Genomic DNA, 25541 nt, shown 5'->3' with positions numbered 1-25541 from the left:
CCGCGCTCGTGCGGACGACCCGGCCCTCAGGCGACCCCAGCCGCCGGCGGGTGCCGCGGCAGCCGGACGGTGACCGTGGTGCCGGCCGCGGGGGCGGACTCGACGTCCACCCCGCCGCCGTGCCCGTCGACGATCGCCTTGGTGATCGCGAGGCCGAGACCCGAACCCTGGATCTCCTGCTCCTGCGAGATCGTGGACCGGAAGAACCGGGTGAACAGCCGGTCCTGCTCGTCGAGCGGGATCCCGCAGCCGGTATCCGCCACCGACAGCGACACCCCGTGCTCGTCGTCGGCCGCGGCGACCCGGATCCGGCCGCCGTCGGGGGTGAACTTCACGGCGTTCGTGAGCAGGTTGCTGACCACCCGCTCGAGCTGGGTGCCGTCGCCGTGGACCACACCGAGGTCGTCCGGCACCTCGACCGCGATGTCGAGCACCCGCCGCTCGAGCAGCGGGCGGACCGCGGCGCACGCGTCGGCGACCACCGTGCCGAGGTGGACCGGCGCGAGGTCGAGCCGGAACGCGCCGGCGTCCACGCCGGACAGGGTGAGCAGGTCGCCGATCAGCAGCTGGAGGCGCTGGGCGTTCCGGTCGATCACCGTGAGCGCCTTCACCTGGTGCGGGGTCAGCTCGCCGAGCGCCTCCTCCAGCAGCATCTCGAGGTAGCCGGTGATGCTGGTCAGCGGCGTGCGCAGCTCGTGGGAGACGGTCGAGACGAACTCGGTCTTCGCCAGGTCGAGCTCACGCAGCCGCTCCACCGTCGCCTGCTGGTCGGCGTAGACCCGGGCCTGGGAGACCGCGGCGCCGAGCTCGCGGGCCAGCCCCTCGGCGATCGCCACGTCCCGCTCCGTCCAGGACCGGGGCTGCGAGGACTCCAGCTCCAGCCAGCCGACCAGCTGCTCGCCGACCAGGACGGGCGTCGCGGCGCGGGTGCTCGCCCACCGGCCGGCCGGCGACCCGCCTGCGAGCTCCGCGGCCGGGTCGCCGAGCGGCGTCCCCGCCGAGCCGTCGCACCCGGACCCGGGGCGGGCCCACCTGGCCAGGGCGGTCGCGCGGTCGCCGGCGGTCAGGCGCACCGTGCACGAGTCCGCGCCGAGCGCCTCGCCGAGCCCTCGGGCGGCGCGCTGGAGCAGCCCGTCGAGGTCGAGCTCGCGGCGCACCTCGCGGGCGAGCTCGGTGACGGTGCGGGCCTGGTCGGCCCTGCCCTGGATCTCGGCCTGCGCGCGCTGGAGGTTCTGCACGGCCTCGAACAGCTCGGAGGTGGCGCGCTCGCCGATCTCCTCCGCGGTACGGCGCGCGCTCCGCTCACGCTCGAGCCTGCGCTCCAGCAGGGCGACGCGCGCGGTCAGGTCAGCGGCCGACGCCTGCTGCATCGTCTGCCTCGCCGGTGGGCTCGAAGGTGCAGGTCAGCTCGCAGCGGTCCGCGCCGTGCAGCATGCAGACGTCGTGGGTGACCGCCACCTGCTCGCCGTAGAACTCGGCCGCACCGCGGACCATGCCCTCGGCGAGCGCGCACAGCCGGCGGGCCGAGCGGTAGGTCATCACGAGCACGCGCGGGTCGGCGCCCGAGAAGTCGAAGTCCGGCGGCTGGGAGTCCGGGTGCACCTTGCGCACCTCGGGGTGGATCACGTCGTTCAGGGTCAGCAGGAACGGCCGGGTGGAGGCGTGCGGCGCGAAGAAGTGCGGGTAGCGCGCGGCGAGCCGCAGCAGCGCGTCCCGGCCGAGCCACTCGGTGAGGTCCTTGGCCGGCACGTCGAGTGCCTCCGAGCCGGCGTCCACGAGGCGGTGGATCTCCGCGTCGTCGTAGTTGCCGAGGGAGGTGTAGGACCCCTCGACGTCGGCCGCTTCGAGGAGGGAGTCCCAGGTGTCGTCGCCGTACTCGGTGCTGACGGTCTCCTCGACCAGGTTGAAGATGATGCCTTTCAAGGCGGCCTTCCGGGGTCGGGGTGCAGGTGGGGGCAGGGAATGGTAGCCCGTCCTGGTGTCCGGTCAGCGGCGAACGAGGGGCGGACCACGGGCGAGGGCCCGCCACCGGACGATGACGGGCCCTCGCGCTGGGTGCTTCCGGTGCCGGCGGGCTAGAAGGTGCCGGCGTCGAGCAGGCGCTCCTGGGTGCTGTCCGGGTCGTCGGCGTCGCTCCAGTCGGTGCTGCCGGCGTTCTGCAGGGCGGACTTCACCTGGGCCGGGGAGGCGCCGGGGTTGTTCGCCGCGTAGAGCGCCGCCGCGCCCGCGACGTGCGGGCTGGCCATCGACGTACCGGACAGGGTGTCGTAGCCACCCAGCATCGAGGTGGACTCGATGCAGACGCCGGGGGCGATGAGGTCCACGTCCGAGCCGTAGTTGGAGAAGCTCGCGAACGTGTCGTCCTGGTCGTTGCGGCAGGTCGAGGGCGCGCCGCCGCCGGGCCGGCCGTCGAAGTCGGCGAGCGCGCTGACCGTGATCACCTCGTCGTAGGCCGCCGGGGTGGACGTGGACGCGTCGGCGGAGTCGTTGCCGGCCGCCACCACGTAGGTGACGCCGGCGGCGACGGACTCGCAGATCGCCGCGTGCATGGCGTCGTCGTTGCGGGCGCCGCAGCTGCCGTCGTCCTCGCCGCCGCCACCGAGGCTCATGTTGGCGACCTCGATCTCGTCAGCGTGCGCGGTGACGTAGTCGATGCCGCAGATCACGTCGGAGTTCAGCCCGGTGCCGGCGTCGGTGAGCACCTTGACCGGCCAGATCCTGGCGCCCGGGGCCATGCCGACCACGCCGGCGCCGTCGTCGAGCGCACCGATCGTGCCGGACACGTGCGTGCCGTGGCCGTGGAGGTCGTTGGCGCTGACCGCGCCGACGGAGCAGTTCCGTGCGCCGGCGCGGTAGATGTTCAGGTCCGGGTGGGTCAGGTCCGCGCCGGTGTCGATGACCGCGACGTCGACGTCGACCCGCTGGTCGGTGCCGTCGATCGCGGCCGTGGGGCTGGTGTCCGCCTCGGCCCGGTCGATGCCGGTCGGCGTGGACCGGGCGGTGGCACGTACGGCGGTGTCCCGCTGCACGAAGTCCACGGCCGGTGCGGCCGCGACCAGGTCGGCGACCCCGGCGGGCATCGTCGCGGAGTAGCCGCGGACCGCCGAGGTGTAGACGTGGCCGAGGTCGAGGCCGAAGCGCTCGGCGTGCGCCGCCGCGGTCGTGCGGGCCGCGGCGGTGTCCTCGAGAACCACGATGTAGGAGCCCGCCGCGCTCGGTGTGACCACGGGGGCGGCGGGGGCCGCGAGGGCCGCGAGCGGGCTGGTGCCGAGTGCGAGGGTGGCGCAGGCGATGCCTGCGAGTGCTGCTGTTCTGCGCATGGGGGTCCTTGCCATCCGAGACGAGCTGCCGGGGCAGCCGAACGGTGGCCCAACGAGGGGAACCCGGCAAGGTCACGGCGTGCCGCGTGCAGTTATGAGCAGGTTCAGAACCCTGCAAGACCGCCGGCATCCGGTGTTCACCGGGTGGTCCGGCGCCGCCGCCCGGCACCCCCATGGGCGGCCGGGCGGCGGTACGACGACGGATCAGAGGCGGCCGGCGACCAGCTGGGCCCAGGTGCCTCCGGCGACCACGCCGGTCCGGTAGAGGTTCCGGCGGCCCTGGTACTCGCGCAGGGCGGCGGTGGTCTCGGCCTCGAAGACCCCGGTCACGGCCAGCCCGGAGCCGAGGGCGGCGTTCAGGGCGCGCTGCACGCGGCGGACCGGGTTGCCGGCGGACCCGTACTTCAGCACCGGCTTCGTCCCCTCGGACAGCAGCGAGGTCCAGGTGTTGCGGGCGACCTTGCCGGTGACCTCGAGCGAACGGCTGCGCTGGTAGTCGCGGACCGCCTGCTGGGTCACCCGGTCGAAGGTGCCGGTGATCGGGGCGTCGTACAGGCGCTTCTGCCGCAGCAGGCACTGGAGCGCGCTGACCTGCGGCCACTCGGAGCCGAGCCGGAGGAAGCCGTACCGCGGGAAGTCCATCTGCACCCCGCAGGTGCGCGGCTTGCGGCGCACCGTCGAGCCCCGGCCGACGTCGAGGAAGTTGCTGTCGATCTGGATCGACACACCGCCGTGCTTCTCGTAGTGGTCACCCCGGTACTGGTGCACCCGGGCGTGCGGCATCCACGCGGTGGGCCGGACGTAGGACGAGGAGACGTCGTCGCGGCCGTTCCAGTCCGCGATCCACAGCCGGTCGGGCATCGTCCACCGGTCCGGGAAGTCCCGGTCGGCGGCGTCGAGCATCGCGATGCCCGAGGACCCGCTGGAGTAGACGCCGGACACGTAGTCGAGCTCGTGCAGCCGGTCGGTCCACGAAGACAGGAAGGCCAGCGCGGAGAGCCGGCAGCGCCTGATCCCGATGTCGAAGTGCTCGATGTCGTACCAGAGCGTGCTCTTCGGGCTGATCCCGAGCCCCTGGGCGGCCTTGACCGTGACGGTGGCCTCGGCCTTGCCCTGCTCGCGGGCCTTCTTGTAGCCGCCCGTCGGGTCGGCGCTGATCCGGTTCGTCCGGTAGCGGTCGACGGTCGTGCAGGACGCCTGCCGGCCGACCGTGATCGGCAGCAGCCGCCACCCGCTGCGCAGCTGGGTGGAGACCCACTCGGGGGTGAGGTTCGGCTGCTCCTTGCAGTAGCGGGACTTGCCGGCGATGTAGATGCCGACGGCGAAGTACGGCGAGCTGGTCAGCCAGGCGTCCATCGCGGTCTGCGAGGGCGCGTTGCACTGGTCGAAGCCGTAGCCGGTGAAGTTGCCGGGGGTGACCCGGTTGCCCGCCTCGGCGGGAGCGGCGAGCAGCAGTCCGGACACGGTGACGGCCAGGACGGTGAGAGCGGCGAGGGCGCGGCGGCGCCACGAGAGAGCTGAGAGGGTCATGTGACCTTTTTTCCGGTCGGCGGGTGGCGCCGAAAGGCTATGTCTTCTGGTGCCTTGTCACGGACCGAACGTAAAAACCGGACCGAACCGCCCGAAAGTCGGTCAGCGCCTACCGGCCTCGAGGTCGGCCCAGGTCTCGCCGGCCATCACGCCGTTCGCGGTCAGTCCCCGGGCTCGCTGGTAGCGGACGACCGCCGCGCTGGTCGGGGTGTCGAGGACCCCGGTCACCGTGACGCGGTCGTCGAGCGCGGCGGTGAGGCCGCGCTGGAGCCGGCGGACCGCGTCACCGACCGAGCCACGCTTGAGCAGCGGCGAGGCGCCGTCGGAGAGCAGCGCGGTCCAGGTCGGCGCGTCGACCGAGCCGGTGACCCGGATGCCCCGCCCGTGCTGGAACGAGCGGACCGCCCGCACGGTGGCCGCGTCGAAGCGACCGTGCACCCGGCCGCCGTACAGGCGCTTCTTCTTCAGCAGGCACTGCGCCGCCTCGACCTGGGCGCCGGTCATGCCGCGCCGCTGCAGGCGGTAGTCCGGGAAGTCCACGCGAACGCCACAGGTGGCCAGGGCTCGCGGTGCCACCGAGCCACGCCCGACGTCGAGGAAGTTGCGGTCGACCTCCATCCGCACCCCGCCGTAGGTCGCGTACGTGTCGATCACGTACTGGTGGACGCGCGCGTGCGGCATCCAGCTGGTCCGGCGCACCCACTTCGTGGCGATGACGGTGTTTGCGCGCTTGTTGGCCCAGGCGTACCAGACCTGGTCCGGCATCGCGTAGCTGCCGGGGGAGAGCTTGTCGGCGTTGTCGAGGACGTGGATGCCCGACGCGACGCTGGAGTAGACCCCGGAGGTATAGCCCAGCCCGTGCAGCCGCTTGGTCCACGAGGACAGGAAGCTCAGCACCGACCGGCGGCAGTCCTGCACGCTGTTGTCGAACGCCTCGATGTCGTACCAGAGCGTGCTGCCGGCCGGGATGCCCAGGTTCTTCGCCCGCGTCACAGCGGCGCCGGCGTTCGCTGCTCCCTGGCTCCGGGCGGCGGCGTACGACGACCGCTTGCTCGTGTCGATCCGGCTGGTGTACGGGTCGTCGGCGCAGTCCGCCTGCGGCCCGACCCAGATCGGCAGCACCCGCCAGCCCCGCTGCGCCTGGCGCGACACCCAGGCGGCGTCGAGCTTCGTCTCCGCCTCCTTGGTGCACCTGCTGAGCTCGGCCCCGCCGATGTAGACACCGACGCCCCAGAACGGCGAGGAGGTCCGCCACGCGTCCATGTCGGCGTTGGACGGCGTGTTGCAGGTGTCGAAGGCGAAGCCGGTGAACGACCCGGGCGTCACCCGCGAGGCCGCCTGCGCCGGCGGCGCGGACAGGCCGGTGGCGACGAGCGCGGACAGGACGACGGACGCGGTGCGAGCCCGCGCGCGGGTGAGCAGCATCATTCCCCCGTTGGAATATCTGGACCGACCGGGTCACTTTAGGGCAGATCGGGTGTGCGGGATACTGCTGTGCATGCCCGTGCGCCTCCGCCCCGCCGACCCCGCCGTGGTCGGCCCCGCGCTCAGCCGGTTCCGGGACGGCTCCGCGGACGGCGCCGACCTCCGGCTGCTCACCAAGCACCTCCTCGCGCTCCTGGTCGCGAAGGCCCCGGGCGGGGCGGTCGAGGTGCGCGTGCCGCCGTACGCCGTGGCGCAGTGCCTCGCGGGCACCCGGCACACGCGGGGCACCCCGCCCGCGGTGGTGGAGATGGACGCCGCGACCTGGATCGCGCTCGCGGTGGGCGACCTGGCGTGGACCGACGCCGCGCGCGACGCCCGGCTGGTCGCGTCCGGCGAGCGCTCCGACCTGACGCCGCTGCTGCCTCTGGCGTGAGAGCGGTGTGTGCCCGGTCATAGGGTGTCCGCCATGACTTCAACGAGGAAGACGGTCGACCAGCTCCGCAGCGCCGTGCAGGACGTGCTGCCCTCCGTCCGGGCCGACCTGGAGGCCCTGGTCCGGATCCCTTCGGTGAGCGCCGACCCGGCCCGCAAGGCCGACGTGGAGCGCTCGGCGGAGGTGACCGCCGACCTGTTCCGGGCCGAGGGGTTCGACGACGTCCGGATCCTGTCCAGCGGTGGCGGCGCTCCCGCGGTCGTGGCCCGCAGGCCCGGCCCGGAGGGCGCGCCGACCGTGCTGCTCTACGCGCACCACGACGTCCAGCCCGTCGGGCGCCGCGAGGACTGGGACAGCGAGCCGTTCGAGCCCACCGAGCGCGGTGACCGGCTCTACGGCCGCGGTGCCGCCGACGACAAGGCCGGGATCGCCGCCCACCTCGCCGCGATCCGCGCCCACGGCGGTACGCCGCCTGTGGGGGTCACCGTCTTCGTCGAGGGTGAGGAGGAGGTCGGCTCACCCACGCTCGAGGCGTTCCTCGCCGAGCACAAGGACCTGCTCGCCGCCGACGTGATCGTGATCGCCGACTCCACCAACTGGGAGATCGGCGTCCCGGCGCTGACCACCACCCTGCGCGGCAACGTGGACGTCTTCGTCGACCTCGCCACCCTCGACCACGGCGTGCACTCCGGGATGTGGGGCGGCCTGGTCCCCGACGCGGTGATGAGCATGGTGCGCCTGCTCGCCACGCTCCACGACGACGAGGGCAACGTCGCAGTCGAGGGCCTCGTCTCCGGTCCCGCCGCCGACCTGGAGTACCCCGAGCAGCGGATCCGTGAGGAGTCCTCGATCCTGGACGGGGTCGAGCTCATCGGCTCGGGTTCCGCGGTCGAGCGGCTGTGGACCAAGCCGTCCATCTCGATCATCGGCTTCGACGCCACCCGCACCGCCGACGCGAGCAACACCCTGATCCCGTCGGTGCGGGCGAAGGTCTCGCTCCGGCTCGCTCCCGGCGACGACGCCACCTCGGCGATCGACAAGCTGGTCGCCCACCTCCACGACCACGCCCCGTGGGGCGCGAAGGTCACCGTCACCAAGGGGCGCGAGAGCGGTGAGCCCGGCGTGATCGACGCCAGCGGGCCGGCGTACGACGCAGCCCGGGCCGCGTTCAAGGAGGCCTGGGACGGCACCGACCCGGTCGACATCGGCGTGGGCGGCTCGATCCCGTTCATCGCGTCGTTCCAGAAGGCGTTCCCCGCGGCCGCGGTGCTGGTGACCGGTGTCGAGGACCCCGACACCCGCGCCCACGGCGCCAACGAGGGGCTGCACCTCGCGGAGTTCGAGCGGGTCTGCCTCGCCGAGACGCTGCTGCTGAACAACTTGTGACCTCGCGGTGGGCCGGCCCGTGCGCGGGTCGGCCCACCGTCTAGGACGGGTTCGGCGCGATCGCCTGCGCCCCCGTAGACTCGGCCGCGTGACCAGCAACTCCCGCCGTGGAGACGGCCGCCTGAACCACGACCTCGACCCCCAGGAACGCGGTCCCCAGGACGCCTGCGGGGTCTTCGGTGTCTGGGCCCCCGGCGAGGACGTCGCGAAGATGACCTACTACGGCCTCTACGCGCTGCAGCACCGCGGCCAGGAGTCCGCCGGGATGGCGGTCAGCAACGGCCGGCAGATCCTCGTCTTCAAGGACATGGGCCTGGTCTCCCAGGTCTTCGACGAGACCACCCTGGAGTCGCTCAAGGGCCACCTCGCCGTGGGCCACGCCCGCTACTCCACGACCGGCGCCAGCACCTGGCACAACGCGCAGCCGACGTTCCGGCCGACCGCCACGGGCTCGATCGCCCTGGCGCACAACGGCAACCTGACCAACACCAGCGAGCTCGCGAGCCGCGTCGCCGGCCTGCCCAACGCGGTCGGCGAGCTCGACCTCCCCTCGCGCAACGTGGTGTCGACCAACGACACCAGCCTGGTCACCGCGCTGTTCGCGCACCACCCGGACCGGAGCCTCGAGGAGAACGCCGCCGAGGTCCTCACCACCGTCAAGGGCGCGTTCTCGTTCGTCTGGATGGACGAGAACACCCTGTACGCCGCGCGCGACCCGCAGGGCATCCGCCCGCTCGTGCTCGGCCGCCTCGAGCGCGGCTGGGTGGTCGCCTCGGAGACCGCGGCGCTCGACATCGTCGGTGCGTCGTTCATCCGCGAGATCGAGCCCGGCGAGCTGATCGCGGTCGACGAGGACGGGCTGCGCAGCCGCACCTTCGCCGAGCCGGCTCCCAAGCACTGCCTGTTCGAGTTCGTCTATCTCGCCCGTCCCGACACCCTGCTCCAGGGCCAGCGGGTGCACAGCGTCCGGGTGGAGATCGGCCGGCGCCTCGCCAAGGAGTTCCCCGCCGACGCCGACCTGGTGATCCCGGTGCCCGAGTCCGGCACGCCCGCGGCGATCGGGTACGCCGAGGCCAGCGGCATCCCCTACGGCTCGGGCCTGGTGAAGAACTCCTACGTCGGGCGCACCTTCATCCAGCCCTCGCAGACGATCCGGCAGCTCGGCATCCGGTTGAAGCTGAACCCGCTGCGCGACGTGATCGAGGGCAAGCGGCTCGTGGTCGTCGACGACTCGATCGTGCGCGGCAACACCCAGCGCGCCCTGGTCCGGATGCTGCGCGAGGCCGGCGCCCGCGAGGTGCACGTGCGGATCTCCAGCCCGCCGGTGAAGTGGCCCTGCTTCTACGGAATCGACTTCGCCACCCGCGCGGAGCTGATCGCCAACGGACTGAACAGCGACGAGATCTGCCGCTCCATCGACGCGGACTCGCTCGGCTACATCTCGCTCGACGAGCTGGTCGAGGCGACGACCGTGCCGAAGGACGACCTGTGCCGAGCCTGCTTCGACGGGGTCTACCCGGTGCAGCTGCCCGAACCCGAGCACCTCGGCAAGCACCTGCTCGAGATGACGAGCACCGAGATCGCCACCGACGTCGACGGGCTCAGCGCCAGCCTCTCCGGCGGCGGGGCCTCCGACGCGCTCGACCGCCCCTGACGACCGACCGCCGACGGCGCCCACCCCGACCCACGGACGAGGAACCCATGTCTGACCAGGCCGAGACCGCAAGCGCCGCCGCCGGCGGCAGCACCTACGAGGCCGCCGGGGTCTCCATCGAGGCCGGGGACCGGGCCGTCGAGCTGATGAAGGTGTGGGTCGACAAGGCCCGGCGTCCCGAGATGATCGGCGGCATCGGCGGCTTCGCGGGGCTCTTCGACGCCAGCGCGCTCAAGTCCTACAAGCGCCCGCTGCTCGCCAGCTCGGCCGACGGCGTGGGCACCAAGGTGGCCGTCGCCCAGGCGATGGACCGCCACCACACGATCGGCTTCGACCTCGTCGGGATGCTCGTCGACGACCTCGTCGTCTGTGGCGCCGAGCCGCTGTTCCTCACCGACTACATCGCGACCGGCCGGGTGGTGCCGGAGCGGATCGCCGCGATCGTCCAGGGCATCGCCGAGGCGTGCGTCCAGGCCGGCTGCGCCCTGATCGGCGGCGAGACCGCCGAGCACCCCGGGCTGCTCGGTCCGGACGAGTACGACGTCGCGGGCTCGACCACCGGGGTCGTCGAGGCCGCCGACCTGCTCGGCCCCGGACGGGTCCGGCCCGGTGACGTGGTGATCGCGATGCAGTCGAGCGGACTGCACTCCAACGGCTACTCGCTGGTGCGCCACGTCCTGCTCAACACCGCCGGCTGGGCGCTGGACCGGGACGTGCCGGAGCTCGGCCGTACCCTCGGCGACGAGCTCCTCGAGCCGACCCGGATCTACGCCAAGGCCTGCCTCGACCTGGCCCGGAACACCCGCACCCATGCGATGTCCCACATCACCGGGGGCGGCCTGGCCGCCAACCTCGAGCGGGTGATGCCCGAGGAGCTGGTCGCCACCGTCGACCGCGGCACCTGGACCCCGCAGCCGGTCTTCGACCTGGTCCGCCGGGTCGGCTCGGTGCCGCAGGACGACCTGGAGAAGACGCTCAACTGCGGCGTCGGCATGGTCTCGCTGACCGCGGCCGACGACGCCGACCGGGCGATCTCGCTGCTCGAGGGCCACGGCGTGCGCGCCTGGGTCTGCGGCGAGGTGAGCGCGGTGTCCGACGCCCTCGAGGCGCAGGCCGGCGGCACGGTCTCGCTGGTGGGCCGGCACCCCGGCTGGGCCTGACCGCCGCGGCGGCCGCCGACCCGCCGTACGGCGACCCGCGGCCCCGGATTTGTCCCGAATCGTGCTCCTGATGTGCAGGAACCACCGGTGGGCAGGTACCGTTGGACCCACGAGAATACGAACGAGAGACCGGACGCGCGTGGGCTTCGTCCGTGAAGGTCGGTAACCGGCCGTCACGGGTGGGGAAGACGTGACTCCGGCCGAGTGTGCGAGGGGGTCGACCCTATGGGGCGCGGCCGAGCTAAGGCGAAGCAGACGAAGGTTGCCCGCGACCTGAAGTACCGCTCTCACGAGACGGACCTCAGCGCGCTGGCCCGAGAGCTGCACGGCGAGTCGAAGACCGACGCATCCGAGGATGCCGTCGAAGCCGACGAGTACGACGAGTGGGCTGACTACTCAGAGCCCGGTCGCCGGGACTGATCTCCGTCCGGCCGTGGGGGGGGGGGGGGCGGCGGGGGGGCCCCCCCCCCCCCCCCCGGGGGGGCCGCCGCGCGGGGGGCGCGGGCCGCGCCCCCGCGACGTAGGTGCCGACCTCGGCGGGGGGAACCTCCCGCAGGGAAGGAGTCACCCCGCCGTCCCCTCAACGAGGTCGACCGGGTCAACGATAGGAAAACCAGACCCTCGGGGAAGCGAGATCCTGCGATCCGGGCCCCAGGAATTGCCTGGAGCACCCCAGGATGTCGGGCACCACGGGAGACCCGGGGGCAGGCAGGGGCCCTCTTCCGAGGAAGAGGGCCCCTGGCGGTGTCGCGAGCCGGCGCTCGCCGCGTCAGACGGAGGTCGGCACCCGCACCTCCGCGGCGGCACCCCGCTTGAGGCCGAGCTCCGAGGTGGGCACGTCCCGGGTCTCCCGGGCCGTGGCCGCGGAGACGGCGGCGATGAGGGCGATGACCGCGGTGAAGCCGGCGGTGACGACCCAGCCGCCCTCCTGGACGCCGCCCAGCGCGGTGACGATCGTCGGGGCGAAGCCGGCCATCAGGAAGCCGAGCTGGGTCCCGATCGCCACGCCCGAGAAGCGCACCTGGGTGCTGAACATCTCGCCGTAGAAGGACGGCCAGGTGGCGTTCGCGGCGGCGTACCCGAAGGAGAACGTGAGCACCGCGAGGGCGAAAGTCAGCAGCTCGTTGTCGGCGCTCATCGACAGCAGGTAGAACGGCATGAGCGCGGCGCTGGAGAGCGCGCCGTAGATGAAGACCGGCTTGCGTCCGATCCTGTCGGCGAGGCGACCGAACATGGGCTGCGTGAACAGCGCCACGATGTTCGCGACGACGACCAGCCACAGGGTGATCGACTCGTTCACGCCGACCTCGGTGCCGTAGGCGATGGCGAGGTTGCCGAACACGGTGGAGACGGCCGCGATGAAGGCGCAGCAGATGACGCGGAGCACGTCGGCCCAGTGCTCGCGGAGCAGCACGACGACGGGGAGGCGGGCGATCTGGTCGTTCTCCTTGGCCTCCTGGAACGACGGCGGCTCGTGCAGGCTGCGGCGGATGAAGTAGGCGACGACGACCACCACGGCGCTGAGCCAGAAGGGGATCCGCCAGCCGATGGTGTACTTGATGTCGTCCGGCAGCGCCACGACCGGGATGAAGACCAGGGCCGCCAGGATCTGACCGCCCTGGGTCCCGGTCAGCGTCCAGGAGGTGAAGAACGACCGGCGGTCGTCGGGTGCGTGCTCCAGCGTCAGCGAGCTCGCGCCGGCCTGCTCGCCGGCGGCGGAGAGGCCCTGCAGCAGACGGCACAGGACGAGGAGCGCCGGAGCCGCCCAGCCGATGGCGTCGTACGACGGCAGGCAGCCGATCACGAACGTGGAGAAGCCCATCAGCAGCAGGGTGAACATCAGCACGCGCTGGCGGCCGACGCGGTCGCCGAAGTGGCCGAGGATGACCGCGCCGAAGGGGCGGGCGACGTAGGCGAACGCGAAGGTCGCGAACGACATCACCAGCGCGGAGGCGTTGTCGTCGGGGAAGAAGACATGCGGGAAGATCAGGGCGGCCGCGGAGCCGAAGACGAAGAAGTCGTAGTACTCCACGGCGCTGCCCATGAAGCTCGCGACCGCTGCCCTGTGCGGGGTCTTGCCGGTGGTGCTCGGTCCCTCCATCGGGGGTCCTCCTCGGGTCGAGTCTCCCGCGGGCAGGCGCCAGCGGTCGAGTGGCCGAAAGGCCGGGTTCTGTGTGGGTGGGTGGTGCAAGGGTCAGCCGCGCTCGGCGGCGAGCTCGCTGAGGTGGGCGAGCATGCGGTCGGCGTCGGGGTCGACGCCTGTGATCAGCCGGAAGGCGTCGACGGCCTGGTAGACCGCCATGTGCCCTCCGTGCAGGGTGCGGCAGCCCGCGTGCCGTGCTGCCTGCAGCAGTGCGGTGTCGAGCGGCCGGTAGACGATGTCCGCGACCCACATCCCGGGGTGGAGGAGCGCGGGGTCCAGCGGGAGGCCGGGGTGGTCGGCCATCCCGGTGGGGGTGCAGTGCACCAGGCCGTCGGCCGCGGGCAGCAGCACCGGCAGCTTGTCCGGGTGGCCGCTCTCGACCCTGGCCTCGGGGTGGCGCTGCGCGAGCTCCCGGGCGAGCTTCGTGCTGCGCGACTCGTCGACGTCGACCAGCACGAGGTGCTCGGTCCCGAGGGAGAGCAGGGCGTCCGCGACGGCCGTGCCCGCGCCGCCCGCTCCCAGCTGCACGACGCCGCCGACCGCGGCCCCGGGCAGGTGGTGGCGTACGGCGGAGGCGAAGCCGGTGGTGTCGGTGTTGTAGCCGACCGCCGCGCCGTCCTCGAACACCACCGTGTTGACGGCGCCCAGCCGGGCGGCGGTCTCGTCCAGGCGGTCCAGGTGCTCGATGACCAGCTGCTTGCACGGGTGGGTGATGTTGAGCGCGTCGTACCCGAGGATCCGGGCGGAGCGCACAAGGTCGCCGATCTCGGTGGGGGAGATCCCGAGGGCGCTGAGGTCGATCGCTCGGTAGAGGTAGCGCAGCCCGTGCGCGTCCGCCTCCCGCATGTGCATCGCGGGGGTGAACGACCGGGTGACTCCGGCGCCGACGAGACCCACGAGGTAGGCGTCCGACATGCTCGCTCCTAATGAACTATCTGGTACGTACGTGAAGCACATCACAGAGGTGCGCGGGCGTCAAGGGGTGGTCGAGACCGGGATCCGGTCGGGGGAGTGCGGCGCTCTCGGCGCGCGTCAGCGCTGGGTGAGCCAGGCGACCACGATGTCGCCGAGCATCTCGCGGTGGCGGGCCCGCACGTCCGGGGCCCGCATGTCGCGCCCGAACAAGAACCCGAAGGTGCTGTTGTTGGCGACCTGGAAGACGCAGTAGGAGCTGATCAGCATGTGTACGTCGATCGCGTCCACGTCGTCGCGGAACGTTCCGTCGGCGCGTCCGCGGGTGAGGACGTCGTCGAGGAGCGTGGCGACGGGGTTGCTGAGGTCGCGGAGCGAGTCGACCTGCCGCAGGTGGACCCCGCGGTGGATGTTCTCGATGCTCACCAGCCGGATGAACGCCGGGTGGGCGTGGTGGTGGTCGAAGGTCAGCTCGGCGATGCGGCGTACCGCCTCGACCGGGGGGAGGTCGCCGGCGTGGATGCCCTGCTCCGCCTCGCGGATCCCGCGGTACGCGGCCTCGAGAACGGCCCGGTAGAGCTGCTCCTTGCCGCCGAAGTAGTAGTAGATCATCCGCTTGGTGGTGCGGGTCCGCTCGGCGATCTCGTCGACCCGGGCACCGGAGAGGCCCTGCTCGGCGAAGACCTCGGTGGCCACCTGGAGGAGCTCGGCGCGGGTGCGGTCGGCGTCGCGGATGCGCTCGTGCTCGGTGGCCTCGGACATGGCGAGAGCCTAGTGGGCGAGGGGGAGGGCTGGTCAGGCGGCTCCCACGTATGTACTGTTTAGTTCATTACTCAGGAGGCCTGCATGCGTACGTCGATCGCCACCGTCTGCCTCAGTGGCACCCTCACCCAGAAGATGGAGGCCTGTGCGGCCGCAGGCTTCGACGGCATCGAGGTGTTCGAGCCGGACCTCGTCACGGCGCCGCAGAGCCCCGAGGAGATCCGCGCCCTGGCGGACCGCCTCGGCATCACGCTGGACCTCTTCCAGCCGTTCCGGGACGCCGAGGGGGTGGACCCCGCGACGTTCGCCGGCAACGTGCGCCGCGCCGAGGCGAAGTTCCGCCTGATGCGGCGGCTCGGCATGGACACCATGCTCGTGTGCAGCAACGTCGGCACCGCGAGCGTGGACGACGACCACGTGTCGGCCGCCCAGCTGCGCGAGCTCGGCGACCTGGCCGCCGGGTACGGCGTCCGGCTCGCGTTCGAGGCGCTCGCCTGGGGCCGGTACGTCGACGACTACCGCCGGGCCTGGCGGGTCGTGGAGCTGGCCGACCATCCCGCCGTCGGCGTCTGCCTCGACAGCTTCCACATCCTCTCCCGGGGGCACGACCCGAAGGCGATCGAGCAGATCCCCGGCGACAAGGTGTTCTTCCTCCAGCTCGCCGACGCTCCGACGCTGAGCATGGACGTGCTGTCCTGGAGCCGGCACCACCGGCTGTTCCCGGGGGAGGGCAGCTTCGCGCTCGCCGAGTTCCTCGCGCACGTGCTCCGCACCGGGTACGACGGCCCGCTCTCCCTCGAGGTCTTCAACGACACCTTCCGGCAGACCGACCCCGACCGCACCGCGCGGCAGGCCCTGCGCTCGCTCCGGTGGCTGGAGGACCAGGCGGCACGGCAGCTCGGCGGCGAGGCCGGTCCCGACCTCGTCCGGCTGCCCGACGTGGACGAGCCGGCCGGCCTCGACTTCGTCGAGGTGAAGGCCGAGGACGCCGGCGAGGTGGAGGTACTGCTGCGCCAGCTCGGCTTCACGTTCCGGGGCCGGCACCGCAGCAAGCCCGTCCGGCTCTGGACGCAGGGCTCCGCCCGTGTGGTCTGCAACGAGCAGCAGGCCCGGGACATGCCGCCCACGCTGTCCGCGATCGGGTACGAGGTCTCCTCGACCGCCGTGTCCGCGGACCGCGCGGCGCGCCTCCTCGCGCCCCAGGTGCACCGGCGGACCTACGCGGGGGAGCAGGAGCTGGCCGCGTTCGCCGCCCCGGACGGCACCGAGATCTTCCTGGGCGAGGTGCCCGAGGGGCCCGACGCCACCTGGACGGTCGAGTTCGAGCAGGGGGCGTCGCCCGACCCGGACCCGCTCGTCACCCACGTCGACCATGTCAACCTCGTCCAGCCCTGGCAGCACTACGACGAGGCGGTGCTGTTCTACAGCTCGGTGCTGGGACTGGAGGCTCAGGCGGCACTCGAGGTGGCGGGACCCGTCGGGCTGGTGACCAGCCAGGTGATGCGGTCGCGCGACGGCAGGATCCGGCTGGCCCTGAACCTCCTGCCCGCAGGGATCGAGGGCGGCCTGCCGCAGCACATCGCGTTCGCCTGCCGCGACGTCGTGACGCTGGCCAGGGAGGCGCGCGCCCGCGGCCTGAGGACCCTGGCCGTGCCCGACAACTACTACGAGGACCTGGACGCCCGCTTCGACCTGGCGCCGGACCTCCTGGCGACCCTGCGGGAGCTGGACCTGCTCTACGACCGGGACGGCGACGCCGAGTTCCTGCACTTCTACACCGCGACGGCAGGAGGGGTCTTCCTCGAGGTCGTGGAGCGTCGCGGTGGCTACGACGGGTACGGCGCCGCCAACGCCCCGGTCCGGCTCGCCGCCCAGCTCTCCCGCTAGTCCGCCCGGTCCCACAGTTCGACGACCCGGCGGAGCGCCGAGGCGTAGCCGCCGACGCCCTGCCCGATCACCGCGGCGTCCGCCACCATCCCGACGTACGACCGGTGGCGGAACTCCTCCCGCGCGTGGATGTCGGAGATGTGCACCTCGACCACCGGCGCGGTGACCACCGCGAGCGCGTCCATGATCGCGATCGAGGTGTGGGTGTAGGCGCCGAAGTTGCCCACGATCGCGGCCCCGGCCCCGAACGCCTCGTGGATCCAGTCGATCAGCAGGCCCTCGTGGTTGCTCTGCCGGCAGTCGACCCGCAGGCCGAGGTTCTCGCCCTCGGCGCGGCACAGCGCCTCGACGTCGGCGAGGGTCGCGGTGCCGTAGACCGCGGGGTCCCGGCGCCCGAGGAGGTTCAGGTTGGGCCCGTTGAGCACCATGACGGTGCGGGTCGCGGTCACTGCGGCGCCCCGGCCAGGGGGACGTCGAGACGCTGGGCCAGCTCCTCGAGCGTCGTACCGAAGGTCTCCGCCACGACGACCCCGTCGGCGGTCAGGTGGAAGATCGCCTGCTCCGTGTAGACGCGGCTGACGCAGCCCAGGCCGGTGAGCGGGTAGCTGCACTCCTTCACCAGCTTGGCCGAGCCGTCCTTCGCGAACAGCGTCATCATCACGAAGACGTCCTTGGCGCCGGTGGCCAGGTCCATGGCACCGCCGACGGCCGGGATCGCGTCCGGTGCGCCGGTGTGCCAGTTGGCCAGGTCACCGTTCGCGGCCACCTGGAACGCGCCGAGCACGCAGACGTCGAGATGGCCGCCGCGCATCATCGCGAAGGAGTCGGCGTGGTGGAAGTACGACGCCCCCGGCAGCTCGGTGACCGGGATCTTGCCGGCGTTGATCAGGTCCGGGTCGATCGCGTCGCCGTGCGCCTCGGGACCCATGCCGAGCATGCCGTTCTCCGTGTGGAGCACCACCTGCTGCTCGGGGGCGAGGAAGTCGGCGACGCGCGTGGGCTGCCCGATGCCCAGGTTGACGAACGATCCCGTCGGGATGTCCCGGGCGACGAGCCGGGCCATCCCGTCACGGTCGAGGGGACCCTGGTCGGTGTGCTCGATCATGCGTCCTCCTCCTGCGGGTGCGGCGTCGTGGCGACCACCCGGTCGACGAAGATCCCGGGCGTCACGACGGTCTCGGGGTCGAGCCCGCCGAGCGGGACCACCTCGGTGACCTCCACGACGGTCAGCTTCGCCGCGCCGGCCATGATCGGCCCGAAGTTGCGGCCGGTCTTGCGGTAGACCAGGTTGCCCATCGGGTCGGCCGCGTGGGCGCGGACCAGCGCGACGTCGCCGCGGATCGGGTACTCCAGCAGGTAGTCGCGACCGTCGATCGTGCGCACCTCCTTGCCCTCCGCGAGCGGCGTGCCGACCGCCGTCGGGGTGTAGAAGGCGCCGATGCCCGCGCCGGCGGCGCGGATGCGCTCGGCGAGGTTGCCCTGGGGCACGACCTCGAGCTCCACCTTGCCCGCGCGGTACAGCTCGTCGAAGACGAAGGAGTCCTTCTGCCGCGGGAACGAGCAGATCACCTTGCGGACCTGCCCGGACGCGAGCAGGGCGGCCAGCCCGGTCGTGCCGTTGCCGGCGTTGTTGTTCACGACCGTCAGGTCACGTGCTCCGCTGCGCCGTACGGCTTCGATGAGCGCGAACGGCAGACCGGCACGGCCGAAGCCGCCGATCAGGACCGTGGAGCCGTCGGCGATCCCGCGGACCGCCTCGTCGGTGTCGGTTGCGATCTCCACCATCTCGTCCGTCCTCAGGCCGCGTCGACGTTCTCGAGCACGACCGCGAGGCCCTGGCCGACGCCGATGCAGATCGCGGCGACGCCCCAGCGCTCCCCGCGCTCACGCAGCACGCCCGCCAGCGTCCCGAGGATCCGGCCGCCCGACGCCCCGAGCGGGTGCCCGATGGCGATCGCGCCCCCACGGGTGTTGACGATCTCGGGGTCGACCTTCCACGCGTCGAGGCAGGCCAGGGACTGCACGGCGAACGCCTCGTTGAGCTCGACCGCGCCGACGTCGGACCAGCCGATGCCGGCTGCGGCGAGTGCCTTCTCCGCGGCCTGGACCGGCGCGTAGCCGAACAGCTGCGGCTCGAGAGCAGCCGCGCCACGACCGGCGATGCGGGCCAGAGGGGCGCGTCCGATGTGCGACGCCGCCTGCTCGCTCCCGACCAGCACCGCAGACGCCCCGTCGTTCAGGGGGGAGGCGTTGCCCGCGGTGATGGTGCCGTCGGCCCGGAAGACGGGTTTGAGGCCGGCCAGGGTCTCCACGGAGGCGTCGGGCCTGATGCCCTCGTCGCGGTCGAGGTCCACGCCGGGCACGGGGACCACGAGGTCGTCGTAGAACCCGTCGTTCCAGGCCTGGTCGGCGAGGCGGTGGGAGCGCACGGCGAACTCGTCCTGGCGCTCCCGGCTGATGCCGAACTTCTCCTGCAGCTGCTCGTTGGCCTCGCCGAGCGAGACCGTCCACTCCTGCGGCATCCGCGGGTTGACCAGCCGCCAGCCGAGGGTGGTCGACACGAGCGTCTCGTTGCCGGCCGGGAAGGCCTTGGGCGGCTTGGGCAGCACCCAGGGCGCGCGGCTCATCGACTCCACGCCACCGGCGACCGCGACCTCCGCGTCGCCGGTCTCCACCAGCCGGGAGGCGGCCATCGCGGCGTCCAGGCTGGAGCCGCAGAGCCGGTTGACCGTCGTCGCGGGCACGGTGACCGGCAGGCCGGCCAGCAGCACCGCCATCCGCGCCACGTTGCGGTTGTCCTCGCCGGCCCCGTTGGCGTTGCCGTAGACGACGTCGGCGATCCGGGCGGGGTCCAGGTCGGGGGTCTTGGCCAGCAGCCCCGTCAGCACGCTGGCGGCGAGGTCGTCGGGCCGCACGCCGGACAGCGCGCCGGCGTACCGCCCGAACGGGGTGCGCACGGCGGAGTAGACGAAGGCAGGGGAGGAGGGCATCAGTTCTCGCTTGTCGGTTCGTGTGCGGTGGTCGGTGTCGGTTCGCCGCCGGGCTCGGCCAGCGCCCGGGCGGCGATCCGGAACGCCGTGTTGGCGTCGGGTACGCCGCAGTAGATGGCGGTCTGCAGGAGGAGCTCCTTGATCTCGTCGTCGGTCAGCCCGTTGGTGCGGGCGGCGCGGACGTGCATCGCGAGCTCCTCGTGGTGCCCGCGGGCGACGAGGGCGGTGAGCGCGATGATCGAGCGGCTGCGCCGGTCCAGGCCGGGCCGGGTCCAGATGCTGCCCCAGGCGTACTGCGTGATCAGCTCCTGGAAGTCCGCGGTGAGCTCGGAGGCGGACGCGGACGCGCGGTCCACGTGGGCGTCCCCGAGGACCTCCCGCCGGACCCGCATCCCCTCGGCGCGCACCGCGGCGGTGGTGGTCGTGTCGCGGGGCGGCGACGAGGCGTGCCCGGCGATGAGCGCGGCCACGTCGTCGGGAGCCTCGGCGGGGGCGAGGTGGGCCACGCCGGCGAGCACGGCCAGCCTGCCGTGCGGGACCCCGTCGGCGATGTGCCGCAGCGCGCCCGTCGGGGTCACGACGTCGTGGTCGCCGGCCACCGCCAGCACGGGGGCGGCCACGCGGGGCAGGTGGGGGCGCACGTCGTACGACGCCAGCGCTTCGCAGACCGCGGCGTACCCCTCGGCGTCGGTGGCGGCCAGGTCCTCGAGCAGGCTCTTCGCCAGGGCCTCGTCGCGCTCGGCGAAGCCGGGGCCGAACCAGCGGCCAGGGGTGGCGTCGAGCAGGACGGCGGTGCCCCCGGACCGTACGGCGGCCGCCCGGTCGTGCCAGCCGGCCGGGTCGCCGATCCTCGGCCCCGTGCACAGCAGCACCGCCGAGGCGACGCGCTCCGGAGCGTCGAGGAGCAGCTGCAGCCCCACGGCGCCGCCGACCGAGTCGCCCGCGTAGTGGAACCGCTCGTCACCGCCGAGCGCGGCCAGGACGCCACGGGCGAGGTCGGCGACGTCGAAGCCGGTGGCGGTCGGGCTGTCCCCGTGTCCGGGGAGGTCCCAGGCGACGACGTGGAACCGGTCGGTCAGCCGCTCGGCGCAGGCGCCCCAGAGAGTGCGGGCCGAGGTGCCCAGCGACGGGCCGAGCACCAGCAGGGGCCCGGTGCCGCCGAGGTCGTGCAGCGCGAGGTCAGGGTGGGTCACGGTCGGTCCTCCAGGAAGGCGTCGGCACGGGCTACGGCCTCGTCGACCAACAGGTCGGCGGCACCGAGGTAGTCCTCCACCACGGTGCCCGCGTCCCGGCCGTGCAGGGCACGCAGGGACGCCTGCTCGGCCAGCAGGCCGGCGCCGGCTGCCTCGGCGTGGGCACGCATGCGGCCGGTGTCCACGGTCAGCCCGGCGAGCAGGTCGGTGGTCTGCGAGGCGGCGACCGCGGCGAGCCGGCCGAGCGTACGCAGGGCCGGCCACTCGGCGTGCCAGGCGCCGGCCGGCCGGTCGTCGACGGCGGACGCGGCCGCCACGTGCAGCTGCGCGGCGGTGAGCGGAGCGCTCAGCGCGGCGCGGGTGACGAGCACCGACAGCACCGGGTTCTGCTTGTGCGGCATGGTCGACGAGCCACCGCGGCCCTCGGCGGCCGACTCGGCCAGCTCGCCGATCTCCGGGCGGGTCCGCACGAGCACGTCGCCGGCGATCTTCCCGAAGGCGTCGGTGCACGCCACCAGCGCGTCGCCGACCCGGGTCAGCGGGCGCCGGCGGGTGTGCCAGGGCGCCGAGTCGGCCAGGCCGAGCTCGGCGGCGAGGTCCGCGGTCAGGGCTCGGGCGGCCGCGGCCGGCTGCTCGAGTCCGGCGAGGGCGGCCAGCTCGAGGGAGGCTGCGAGCGTGCCGGCGGCACCCCCGGCCTGCACCGGCAGGGCCCGGGCCGCCGCGCGCAGGTCCGTCGCGGCGTCGAGGACGGCGTGCAGCCAGCAGGCCACGGTGAGGCCGAACGCCGTCGGCACGGCGTGCTGGGTGAGGGTGCGCCCGGCCTGCACCGTGCCGCGGTGGGCCCGCGCCAGGTCACGCAGGGTCCCGACCTGGCCGTGCACGTCCCGCAGCACCGTGCCGGCCACCTCGCGCAGACAGAGCACGAGGGCCGTGTCGAGCACGTCCTGGCTGGTCAGCCCGCGGTGCAGCCAGCGGGCCACCTCGGGGTCGGCGGAGGTCCGGTCGCGGAGCAGGGTGACGAGCGGGATCACGGGGTTACCGCCGCTCTCGGACGCCCGGGCCAGCGCCGGGACGTCGTCGGGGGAGACGAGGCCGGCCAGCGGCGCATCTGCTCGGACCGGCGCGACACCGGCCTTGGCGAGCACGCGCAGCCATGCCTCCTCGACGGCCACCAGCGCGTCGAGCAGCGCCTCGTCGCTCATCAGGGCGCCGGCGCGCTCGTCCCCGGGACTGAACAGGTCCGTCACGGGGCGTGCCCCGGGTACGTGAGGAACACCGTCTCCCGGTCACCCTGGAGGTGGACGTCGAAGTGCAGGGCCGACCCGTCGTCCTCCGCGACCAGCGTCCCCCGTCGCTCCGGCGGCAGGGAGGCCAGCAGCGGCTCCCCGGCCAGGGCGGACTCGGGGGCGGGCAGGTAGACGCGGGTGAACAGCCGGTTGAGCAGGCCGCGGGCGAAGACCGTCATCGCGATGAACGGCAGGCGGCCGTGTCGGCTCGCGCCGGGGCGCACCGTGGTGAAGGAGTACCGGCCGGTGTTGTCGGTCGCGGCACGGCCCCATCCGGTGAAGGTGTGGCCGTCGCGGTGCAGCGAGCCGGCCTCCCTGACGATGCGGCCGGCGGCGTCCGCCTGCCAGATCTCGAGCATCGCGTCCGGGACGGGTGCGCCCCGGCCGTCGAGCACGCGGCCGATCAGCCGGACGGCGTCCGCCCGGCCCGGCGGGACCAGGTGCTGGCCGTCGTCGTACGGAAGCGCATAGCCGTAGAAGGGGCCGATGGTCTGGCCCGGGGTGGGCGGCAGCGGGGACGTGGTCACTGGTCGTCCTCCCGTTCCATCGGCGTGCTGTGCGAGCCCGTGAGCACGATGTCCCACCGGTAGCCGGTGTTCCACTCGTGCTGGGTCACCTCGTGATCGTAGGTCGCCACGAGGCGGTCCCGGGCCTGCTGGTCGACGATCGCCTGGTAGATCGGGTCCAGCGCGAACAGCGGGTCTCCCGGGAAGTACATCTGGGTGATCATCCGCTGGGTGAACGCCGTGCCGAACAGCGAGAAGTGGATGTGTGCCGGACGCCAGGCGTTGCCGTGGTTGCGCCAGGGGTACGGGCCCGGCTTGATCGTGGTGAACCGGTAGCTGCCGTCCGGTCCGGTCAGAGCGCGACCCACGCCGGTGAAGTTGGGGTCGACCGGCGCGTGGTGCTGGTCCCGCTTGTGGATGTACCGGCCGGCGGCGTTGGCCTGCCAGATCTCGACGAGCTGGTTCGCCACCGGCCGGCCGTCCCCGTCGAGCACCCGGCCGGTCACGACCATCCGCTCGCCGATCGGCTCACCGCCGTGCTGGATCGTCAGGTCGGACTCGAGGACGTCCACGTCCTGGTGGCCGAAGCACGGTGCGACGGTCTCGATCGCCTCCGGGTCGGTGTGGTGCAGGTCCTTGGTCGGGTGACGCAGGATGCTGCTGCGGTAAGGCGGGTAGTCGAGCCGCGGCTGGGTCTCGGGCCGGTCGGTGGCGTCTCGCTGGTACTTCTCGGCGATCGCCTCGATCTCCGCGCTGACGTCCGCCTGACTCGACGCCGCGGCATCCGACGACGTGGTGTCGGCGGGTGGCTGCGCGTCGCGGGTTGGTGTCGTGGTCACCCGACGGACACTAGGCCGGGAACTCCGGAGGGTGCGACACTGGTCTTTCACTGAGTGGAAGGAGCCTGCATGGCCGGGAACTCGAGCAGTCCGGGCACCAGTGTCACGTCCCGCGTGCTGGCCCTGCTCGGCTCCTTCGACGACGACCATCGCGGTCTGACCCTGAGCCAGCTCGCGCGCCGGGCCGGGTTGTCGCTCCCCACGGCGCACCGGCTGGTGAGCGAGCTGGTCGCCTGGGGCGCCCTCACGCGGCGGCCGTCGGGGAGGTACGTCGTGGGTCGGCGGCTGTGGGACATCGGCCTGCTGGCGCCGCTGCAGACCGACCTGCGCCAGGTCGCGTCGCCGTTCCTCCACGACATCTACGCGGCCACGCTGGCCACGGTCCACCTGGCGGTCCGGGACGGGACCGAGGTGCTCTACATCGACCGCCTGGCCGGGCACGCCTCCGTCCCCGTCGTGAGCCAGGTGGGCTCGCGGCTGCCGATGCACGCCACCGGAGTCGGGAAGGTGCTGCTGGCCTACGCGCCGGACGAGGTCCGGGAGGCGGTTCTGACGGACCTGTCCCGGGTGACGCCGTACACGTTCACGCAGCCGGGACGGCTGCTGGCCGAGCTCCGGCGCGTCCGCACCGAGGGCTATGCGCAGACGAGTGAGGAGATGAGCCTCGGCGCCTGCTCGGTCGCCGTGCCGGTGCGGTCCCCGGACCGCGCGGTCGTCGCCGCGCTCGGCATCGTCGTGCCGAGCCTCAAGCGGGACCGCGGCCGGTTGGTCGCCGCCCTGCAGGTCGCGTCGCAGGGGATCACCCGCAGCCTTGCGTCGGCGCTTCCGCTGGACGAAAGCGAGTGATGGCGTTCACCGCCGCTCCCACCTTGACTGACCCCCATGCGCACCGAGGTCGCCATCATCGGAGCCGGCCCGTCGGGGCTCCTGCTCTCTCATCTGCTGGCCCACGACGGCGTCGAGTCCGTCGTGCTGGAGACCCGCTCCCGTGAGTACGTCGAGTCGCGGATCCGCGCCGGCATCCTCGAGAGCTCGACCGTCGAGCTGTTCGACGCGGTGGGTCTGGGGGAACGGCTCCACCGTGAGGGAAGCGAGCACCGCGGGATCTACCTGCAGTGGCCGCACGAGCGGCACCACCTCGACTTCCTCGATCTCGCCGGGCGCAGCGTCTGGCTCTACGGACAGAGCGAGGTGCAGAAGGACCTCGGCCGGGCCCGCGAGGCCGCGGGGCAGGAGATCCACTACGAGGTCAGCGACACCGAGGTCCACGACCCGGGCAGCGACCGTCCGTACGTGACCTACCGGGACGCCGAGGGAAACGACTCGCGCGTGGACGCCGACGTGATCGTGGGCTGCGACGGCTCGTTCGGTCCCAGCCGGGCGGCGGTACCGGACTCCGCCAGGCGCACCTGGGAGCGGAGCTACCCCCACTCCTGGCTCGGCATCCTCGCCGACGTGGCGCCCTCCACGGACGAGCTGATCTACGCGTGGCACCCGGACGGCTTCGCGCTGCACTCGATGCGCACGGCGCACGTGAGCCGTTTCTACCTCCAGGTCGCCCCGGGCACCGACCTCGCCGACTGGTCCGACGACCGGATCTGGGAGGCGCTCGCCACGCGTCTCGGTCACGGCCAGGACGGGTGGCAGCTCGACCCGGGACCCATCACGGACAGGAGCGTGCTCCCGATGCGCAGCTTCGTCATGGAGCCGATGCGGTACGGGCGGCTCTTCCTGGCCGGGGACGCCGCGCACATCGTGCCGCCCACCGGCGCGAAGGGACTCAACCTCGCCATGGCCGACGTCGCGCTGCTCGCGCCGGCCCTCGCCGCGCTCCTGCGCAAGAAGGACCCTGCCCTCGCCGACTCCTACTCCGACCGAGCCCTCCGCCGGGTCTGGCGCTGCACCCACTTCTCCTGGTGGATGACCACCATGCTGCACGCCGGACCCGACCCGTTCGACACACAGCTCCAGCTCTCGCAGCTGCGCTGGGTCGCGGGCAGCCGCGCGGGCGCGACCGGTCTCGCGGAGAACTACGCCGGGCTGCCGATCGGCTGAGCCCGCTGCCGGCCCCGGCTCTCCCCGGATCTGACTAGCCTCGAGGTGTCAGGCGACCGC

24 protein-coding genes are annotated in these 25541 nt (G+C 72.8%); 8 read left to right on the top strand and 16 right to left on the bottom strand.

Features of this window, described 5'->3' with window-relative positions:
* Positions 1 to 26: 26 nt before the first annotated feature.
* From K1X13_RS03620 to K1X13_RS03600, 5 genes are all read right to left on the bottom strand, one after another.
* Complete coding sequence (locus tag K1X13_RS03620; RefSeq protein WP_221023648.1) at positions 27 to 1370, bottom strand: ATP-binding protein; 1344 nt, start codon at positions 1368 to 1370, stop codon at positions 27 to 29.
* Positions 1348 to 1923: a heme NO-binding domain-containing protein gene (locus tag K1X13_RS03615; protein ID WP_221023647.1), complete on the bottom strand. Its 576-nt coding sequence runs from the start codon at positions 1921 to 1923 to the stop codon at positions 1348 to 1350. The genes K1X13_RS03620 and K1X13_RS03615 overlap by 23 nt, the downstream gene beginning before the upstream one ends.
* 152 nt (positions 1924 to 2075) lie before the next feature.
* Positions 2076 to 3320 (bottom strand): S8 family serine peptidase, encoded by a 1245-nt coding sequence (locus K1X13_RS03610; RefSeq protein ID WP_221023646.1) that lies wholly within the window; start codon positions 3318 to 3320, stop codon positions 2076 to 2078.
* A 204-nt stretch (positions 3321 to 3524) separates the two neighbouring features.
* A complete protein-coding gene (locus K1X13_RS03605; protein WP_221023645.1) occupies positions 3525 to 4850 on the bottom strand; it encodes a glycoside hydrolase domain-containing protein in 1326 nt (441 codons plus the stop codon).
* Between the two features lie 102 nt (positions 4851 to 4952).
* Positions 4953 to 6275, bottom strand: coding sequence for a glycoside hydrolase domain-containing protein (locus K1X13_RS03600; RefSeq protein WP_221023644.1), 1323 nt, complete (start codon positions 6273 to 6275; stop codon positions 4953 to 4955).
* A 73-nt stretch (positions 6276 to 6348) separates the two neighbouring features.
* Between K1X13_RS03600 and K1X13_RS03595 the strand changes: the two genes are divergently transcribed.
* From K1X13_RS03595 to K1X13_RS03575, 5 genes are all read left to right on the top strand, one after another.
* Positions 6349 to 6708 carry a sterol carrier family protein gene (locus tag K1X13_RS03595; RefSeq protein WP_221023643.1) on the top strand — a complete coding sequence of 120 codons (360 nt, stop codon included), beginning with the start codon at positions 6349 to 6351 and terminating at the stop codon, positions 6706 to 6708.
* Between the two features lie 33 nt (positions 6709 to 6741).
* Positions 6742 to 8094, top strand: a complete 1353-nt coding sequence (locus K1X13_RS03590; protein ID WP_221023642.1) for a dipeptidase — start codon at positions 6742 to 6744, stop codon at positions 8092 to 8094.
* Between the two features lie 88 nt (positions 8095 to 8182).
* On the top strand, positions 8183 to 9748 hold the full coding sequence (purF, locus tag K1X13_RS03585; RefSeq protein WP_221023641.1) for an amidophosphoribosyltransferase: 1566 nt from the start codon (positions 8183 to 8185) through the stop codon (positions 9746 to 9748).
* Between the two features lie 47 nt (positions 9749 to 9795).
* Positions 9796 to 10908, top strand: a complete 1113-nt coding sequence (gene purM / locus K1X13_RS03580; RefSeq protein ID WP_221023640.1) for a phosphoribosylformylglycinamidine cyclo-ligase — start codon at positions 9796 to 9798, stop codon at positions 10906 to 10908.
* A gap of 225 nt (positions 10909 to 11133) precedes the next feature.
* Entirely contained in the window at positions 11134 to 11328 is a 195-nt protein-coding gene (locus K1X13_RS03575; protein WP_221023639.1) for a DUF3073 domain-containing protein, read from the top strand.
* 349 nt (positions 11329 to 11677) lie between these two features.
* Here the strand turns inward: K1X13_RS03575 and K1X13_RS03570 are convergent, their stop codons facing one another.
* From K1X13_RS03570 to K1X13_RS03560, 3 genes are all read right to left on the bottom strand, one after another.
* Positions 11678 to 13009, bottom strand: a complete 1332-nt coding sequence (locus tag K1X13_RS03570; RefSeq protein WP_221023638.1) for an MFS transporter — start codon at positions 13007 to 13009, stop codon at positions 11678 to 11680.
* A gap of 93 nt (positions 13010 to 13102) precedes the next feature.
* Positions 13103 to 13966, bottom strand: coding sequence for a shikimate dehydrogenase (locus tag K1X13_RS03565; RefSeq protein WP_221023637.1), 864 nt, complete (start codon positions 13964 to 13966; stop codon positions 13103 to 13105).
* 117 nt (positions 13967 to 14083) lie between these two features.
* Complete coding sequence (locus tag K1X13_RS03560) at positions 14084 to 14725, bottom strand: TetR/AcrR family transcriptional regulator (RefSeq protein WP_221023636.1); 642 nt, start codon at positions 14723 to 14725, stop codon at positions 14084 to 14086.
* An 84-nt stretch (positions 14726 to 14809) separates the two neighbouring features.
* Between K1X13_RS03560 and K1X13_RS03555 the strand changes: the two genes are divergently transcribed.
* The gene (locus K1X13_RS03555; RefSeq protein ID WP_221023635.1) at positions 14810 to 16612 is read left to right on the top strand and encodes a bifunctional sugar phosphate isomerase/epimerase/4-hydroxyphenylpyruvate dioxygenase family protein; all 1803 of its coding nucleotides are present in this window, start codon (positions 14810 to 14812) and stop codon (positions 16610 to 16612) included.
* Here K1X13_RS03555 and aroQ read toward each other — a convergent pair.
* Genes aroQ through pcaH form a run of 8 tightly spaced genes read right to left on the bottom strand, consistent with a single transcriptional unit; the run spans position 16609 to position 23426 of the window.
* On the bottom strand, positions 16609 to 17061 hold the full coding sequence (aroQ, locus tag K1X13_RS03550; RefSeq protein ID WP_308249373.1) for a type II 3-dehydroquinate dehydratase: 453 nt from the start codon (positions 17059 to 17061) through the stop codon (positions 16609 to 16611). The genes K1X13_RS03555 and aroQ overlap by 4 nt on opposite strands.
* Positions 17058 to 17717, bottom strand: coding sequence for a 3-oxoacid CoA-transferase subunit B (locus K1X13_RS03545; protein ID WP_221023634.1), 660 nt, complete (start codon positions 17715 to 17717; stop codon positions 17058 to 17060). The genes aroQ and K1X13_RS03545 overlap by 4 nt, the downstream gene beginning before the upstream one ends.
* On the bottom strand, positions 17714 to 18397 hold the full coding sequence (locus tag K1X13_RS03540) for a 3-oxoacid CoA-transferase subunit A (protein WP_221023633.1): 684 nt from the start codon (positions 18395 to 18397) through the stop codon (positions 17714 to 17716). The genes K1X13_RS03545 and K1X13_RS03540 overlap by 4 nt, the downstream gene beginning before the upstream one ends.
* An 11-nt stretch (positions 18398 to 18408) precedes the next feature.
* On the bottom strand, positions 18409 to 19602 hold the full coding sequence (locus K1X13_RS03535; RefSeq protein WP_221023632.1) for a thiolase family protein: 1194 nt from the start codon (positions 19600 to 19602) through the stop codon (positions 18409 to 18411).
* Positions 19602 to 20795 carry a bifunctional 3-oxoadipate enol-lactonase/4-carboxymuconolactone decarboxylase PcaDC gene (gene pcaDC / locus K1X13_RS19885; protein ID WP_308249372.1) on the bottom strand — a complete coding sequence of 398 codons (1194 nt, stop codon included), beginning with the start codon at positions 20793 to 20795 and terminating at the stop codon, positions 19602 to 19604. The genes K1X13_RS03535 and pcaDC overlap by 1 nt, the downstream gene beginning before the upstream one ends.
* Entirely contained in the window at positions 20792 to 22042 is a 1251-nt protein-coding gene (locus tag K1X13_RS03525; protein ID WP_221023631.1) for a lyase family protein, read from the bottom strand. Before K1X13_RS03525 ends, pcaDC begins: the two co-directional genes overlap by 4 nt.
* On the bottom strand, positions 22039 to 22608 hold the full coding sequence (gene pcaG / locus K1X13_RS03520) for a protocatechuate 3,4-dioxygenase subunit alpha (RefSeq protein WP_308249371.1): 570 nt from the start codon (positions 22606 to 22608) through the stop codon (positions 22039 to 22041). The genes K1X13_RS03525 and pcaG overlap by 4 nt, the downstream gene beginning before the upstream one ends.
* Positions 22605 to 23426 carry a protocatechuate 3,4-dioxygenase subunit beta gene (gene pcaH / locus K1X13_RS03515; RefSeq protein ID WP_308249370.1) on the bottom strand — a complete coding sequence of 274 codons (822 nt, stop codon included), beginning with the start codon at positions 23424 to 23426 and terminating at the stop codon, positions 22605 to 22607. The genes pcaG and pcaH overlap by 4 nt, the downstream gene beginning before the upstream one ends.
* A 69-nt stretch (positions 23427 to 23495) precedes the next feature.
* Between pcaH and K1X13_RS03510 the strand changes: the two genes are divergently transcribed.
* Both K1X13_RS03510 and K1X13_RS03505 read left to right on the top strand, forming a co-directional pair.
* Positions 23496 to 24272 carry an IclR family transcriptional regulator gene (locus tag K1X13_RS03510; RefSeq protein ID WP_221023630.1) on the top strand — a complete coding sequence of 259 codons (777 nt, stop codon included), beginning with the start codon at positions 23496 to 23498 and terminating at the stop codon, positions 24270 to 24272.
* 36 nt (positions 24273 to 24308) lie between these two features.
* Positions 24309 to 25481 (top strand): 4-hydroxybenzoate 3-monooxygenase, encoded by a 1173-nt coding sequence (locus K1X13_RS03505; RefSeq protein ID WP_225914508.1) that lies wholly within the window; start codon positions 24309 to 24311, stop codon positions 25479 to 25481.
* The last annotated feature ends 60 nt before the right edge of the window (positions 25482 to 25541 follow it).

It is taken from the genome of Nocardioides jiangsuensis (assembly GCF_019679455.1).
In the GTDB taxonomy this organism is placed as follows: Bacteria; Actinomycetota; Actinomycetes; order Propionibacteriales; family Nocardioidaceae; genus Nocardioides_C; species Nocardioides_C jiangsuensis.
This window is presented reverse-complemented; position numbering and strand designations above follow the sequence as displayed.

Bases quoted from the DNA above. Each gene is read 5' to 3' on its own strand.
- K1X13_RS03620 (WP_221023648.1), bottom strand. From the start codon at position 1,370: ATGCAGCAGGCGTCGGCCGCTGACCTGACCGCGCGCGTCGCCCTGCTG.
- K1X13_RS03610 (WP_221023646.1), bottom strand. From the start codon at position 3,320: ATGCGCAGAACAGCAGCACTCGCAGGCATCGCCTGCGCCACCCTCGCA.
- K1X13_RS03605 (WP_221023645.1), bottom strand. From the start codon at position 4,850: ATGACCCTCTCAGCTCTCTCGTGGCGCCGCCGCGCCCTCGCCGCTCTC.
- K1X13_RS03600 (WP_221023644.1), bottom strand. From the start codon at position 6,275: ATGCTGCTCACCCGCGCGCGGGCTCGCACCGCGTCCGTCGTCCTGTCC.
- K1X13_RS03595 (WP_221023643.1), top strand. From the start codon at position 6,349: ATGCCCGTGCGCCTCCGCCCCGCCGACCCCGCCGTGGTCGGCCCCGCG.
- K1X13_RS03590 (WP_221023642.1), top strand. From the start codon at position 6,742: ATGACTTCAACGAGGAAGACGGTCGACCAGCTCCGCAGCGCCGTGCAG.
- purM (WP_221023640.1), top strand. From the start codon at position 9,796: ATGTCTGACCAGGCCGAGACCGCAAGCGCCGCCGCCGGCGGCAGCACC.
- K1X13_RS03575 (WP_221023639.1), top strand. From the start codon at position 11,134: ATGGGGCGCGGCCGAGCTAAGGCGAAGCAGACGAAGGTTGCCCGCGAC.
- K1X13_RS03570 (WP_221023638.1), bottom strand. From the start codon at position 13,009: ATGGAGGGACCGAGCACCACCGGCAAGACCCCGCACAGGGCAGCGGTC.
- K1X13_RS03565 (WP_221023637.1), bottom strand. From the start codon at position 13,966: ATGTCGGACGCCTACCTCGTGGGTCTCGTCGGCGCCGGAGTCACCCGG.
- K1X13_RS03560 (WP_221023636.1), bottom strand. From the start codon at position 14,725: ATGTCCGAGGCCACCGAGCACGAGCGCATCCGCGACGCCGACCGCACC.
- K1X13_RS03555 (WP_221023635.1), top strand. From the start codon at position 14,810: ATGCGTACGTCGATCGCCACCGTCTGCCTCAGTGGCACCCTCACCCAG.
- K1X13_RS03545 (WP_221023634.1), bottom strand. From the start codon at position 17,717: ATGATCGAGCACACCGACCAGGGTCCCCTCGACCGTGACGGGATGGCC.
- K1X13_RS03540 (WP_221023633.1), bottom strand. From the start codon at position 18,397: ATGGTGGAGATCGCAACCGACACCGACGAGGCGGTCCGCGGGATCGCC.
- K1X13_RS03535 (WP_221023632.1), bottom strand. From the start codon at position 19,602: ATGCCCTCCTCCCCTGCCTTCGTCTACTCCGCCGTGCGCACCCCGTTC.
- K1X13_RS03510 (WP_221023630.1), top strand. From the start codon at position 23,496: ATGGCCGGGAACTCGAGCAGTCCGGGCACCAGTGTCACGTCCCGCGTG.
- K1X13_RS03505 (WP_225914508.1), top strand. From the start codon at position 24,309: ATGCGCACCGAGGTCGCCATCATCGGAGCCGGCCCGTCGGGGCTCCTG.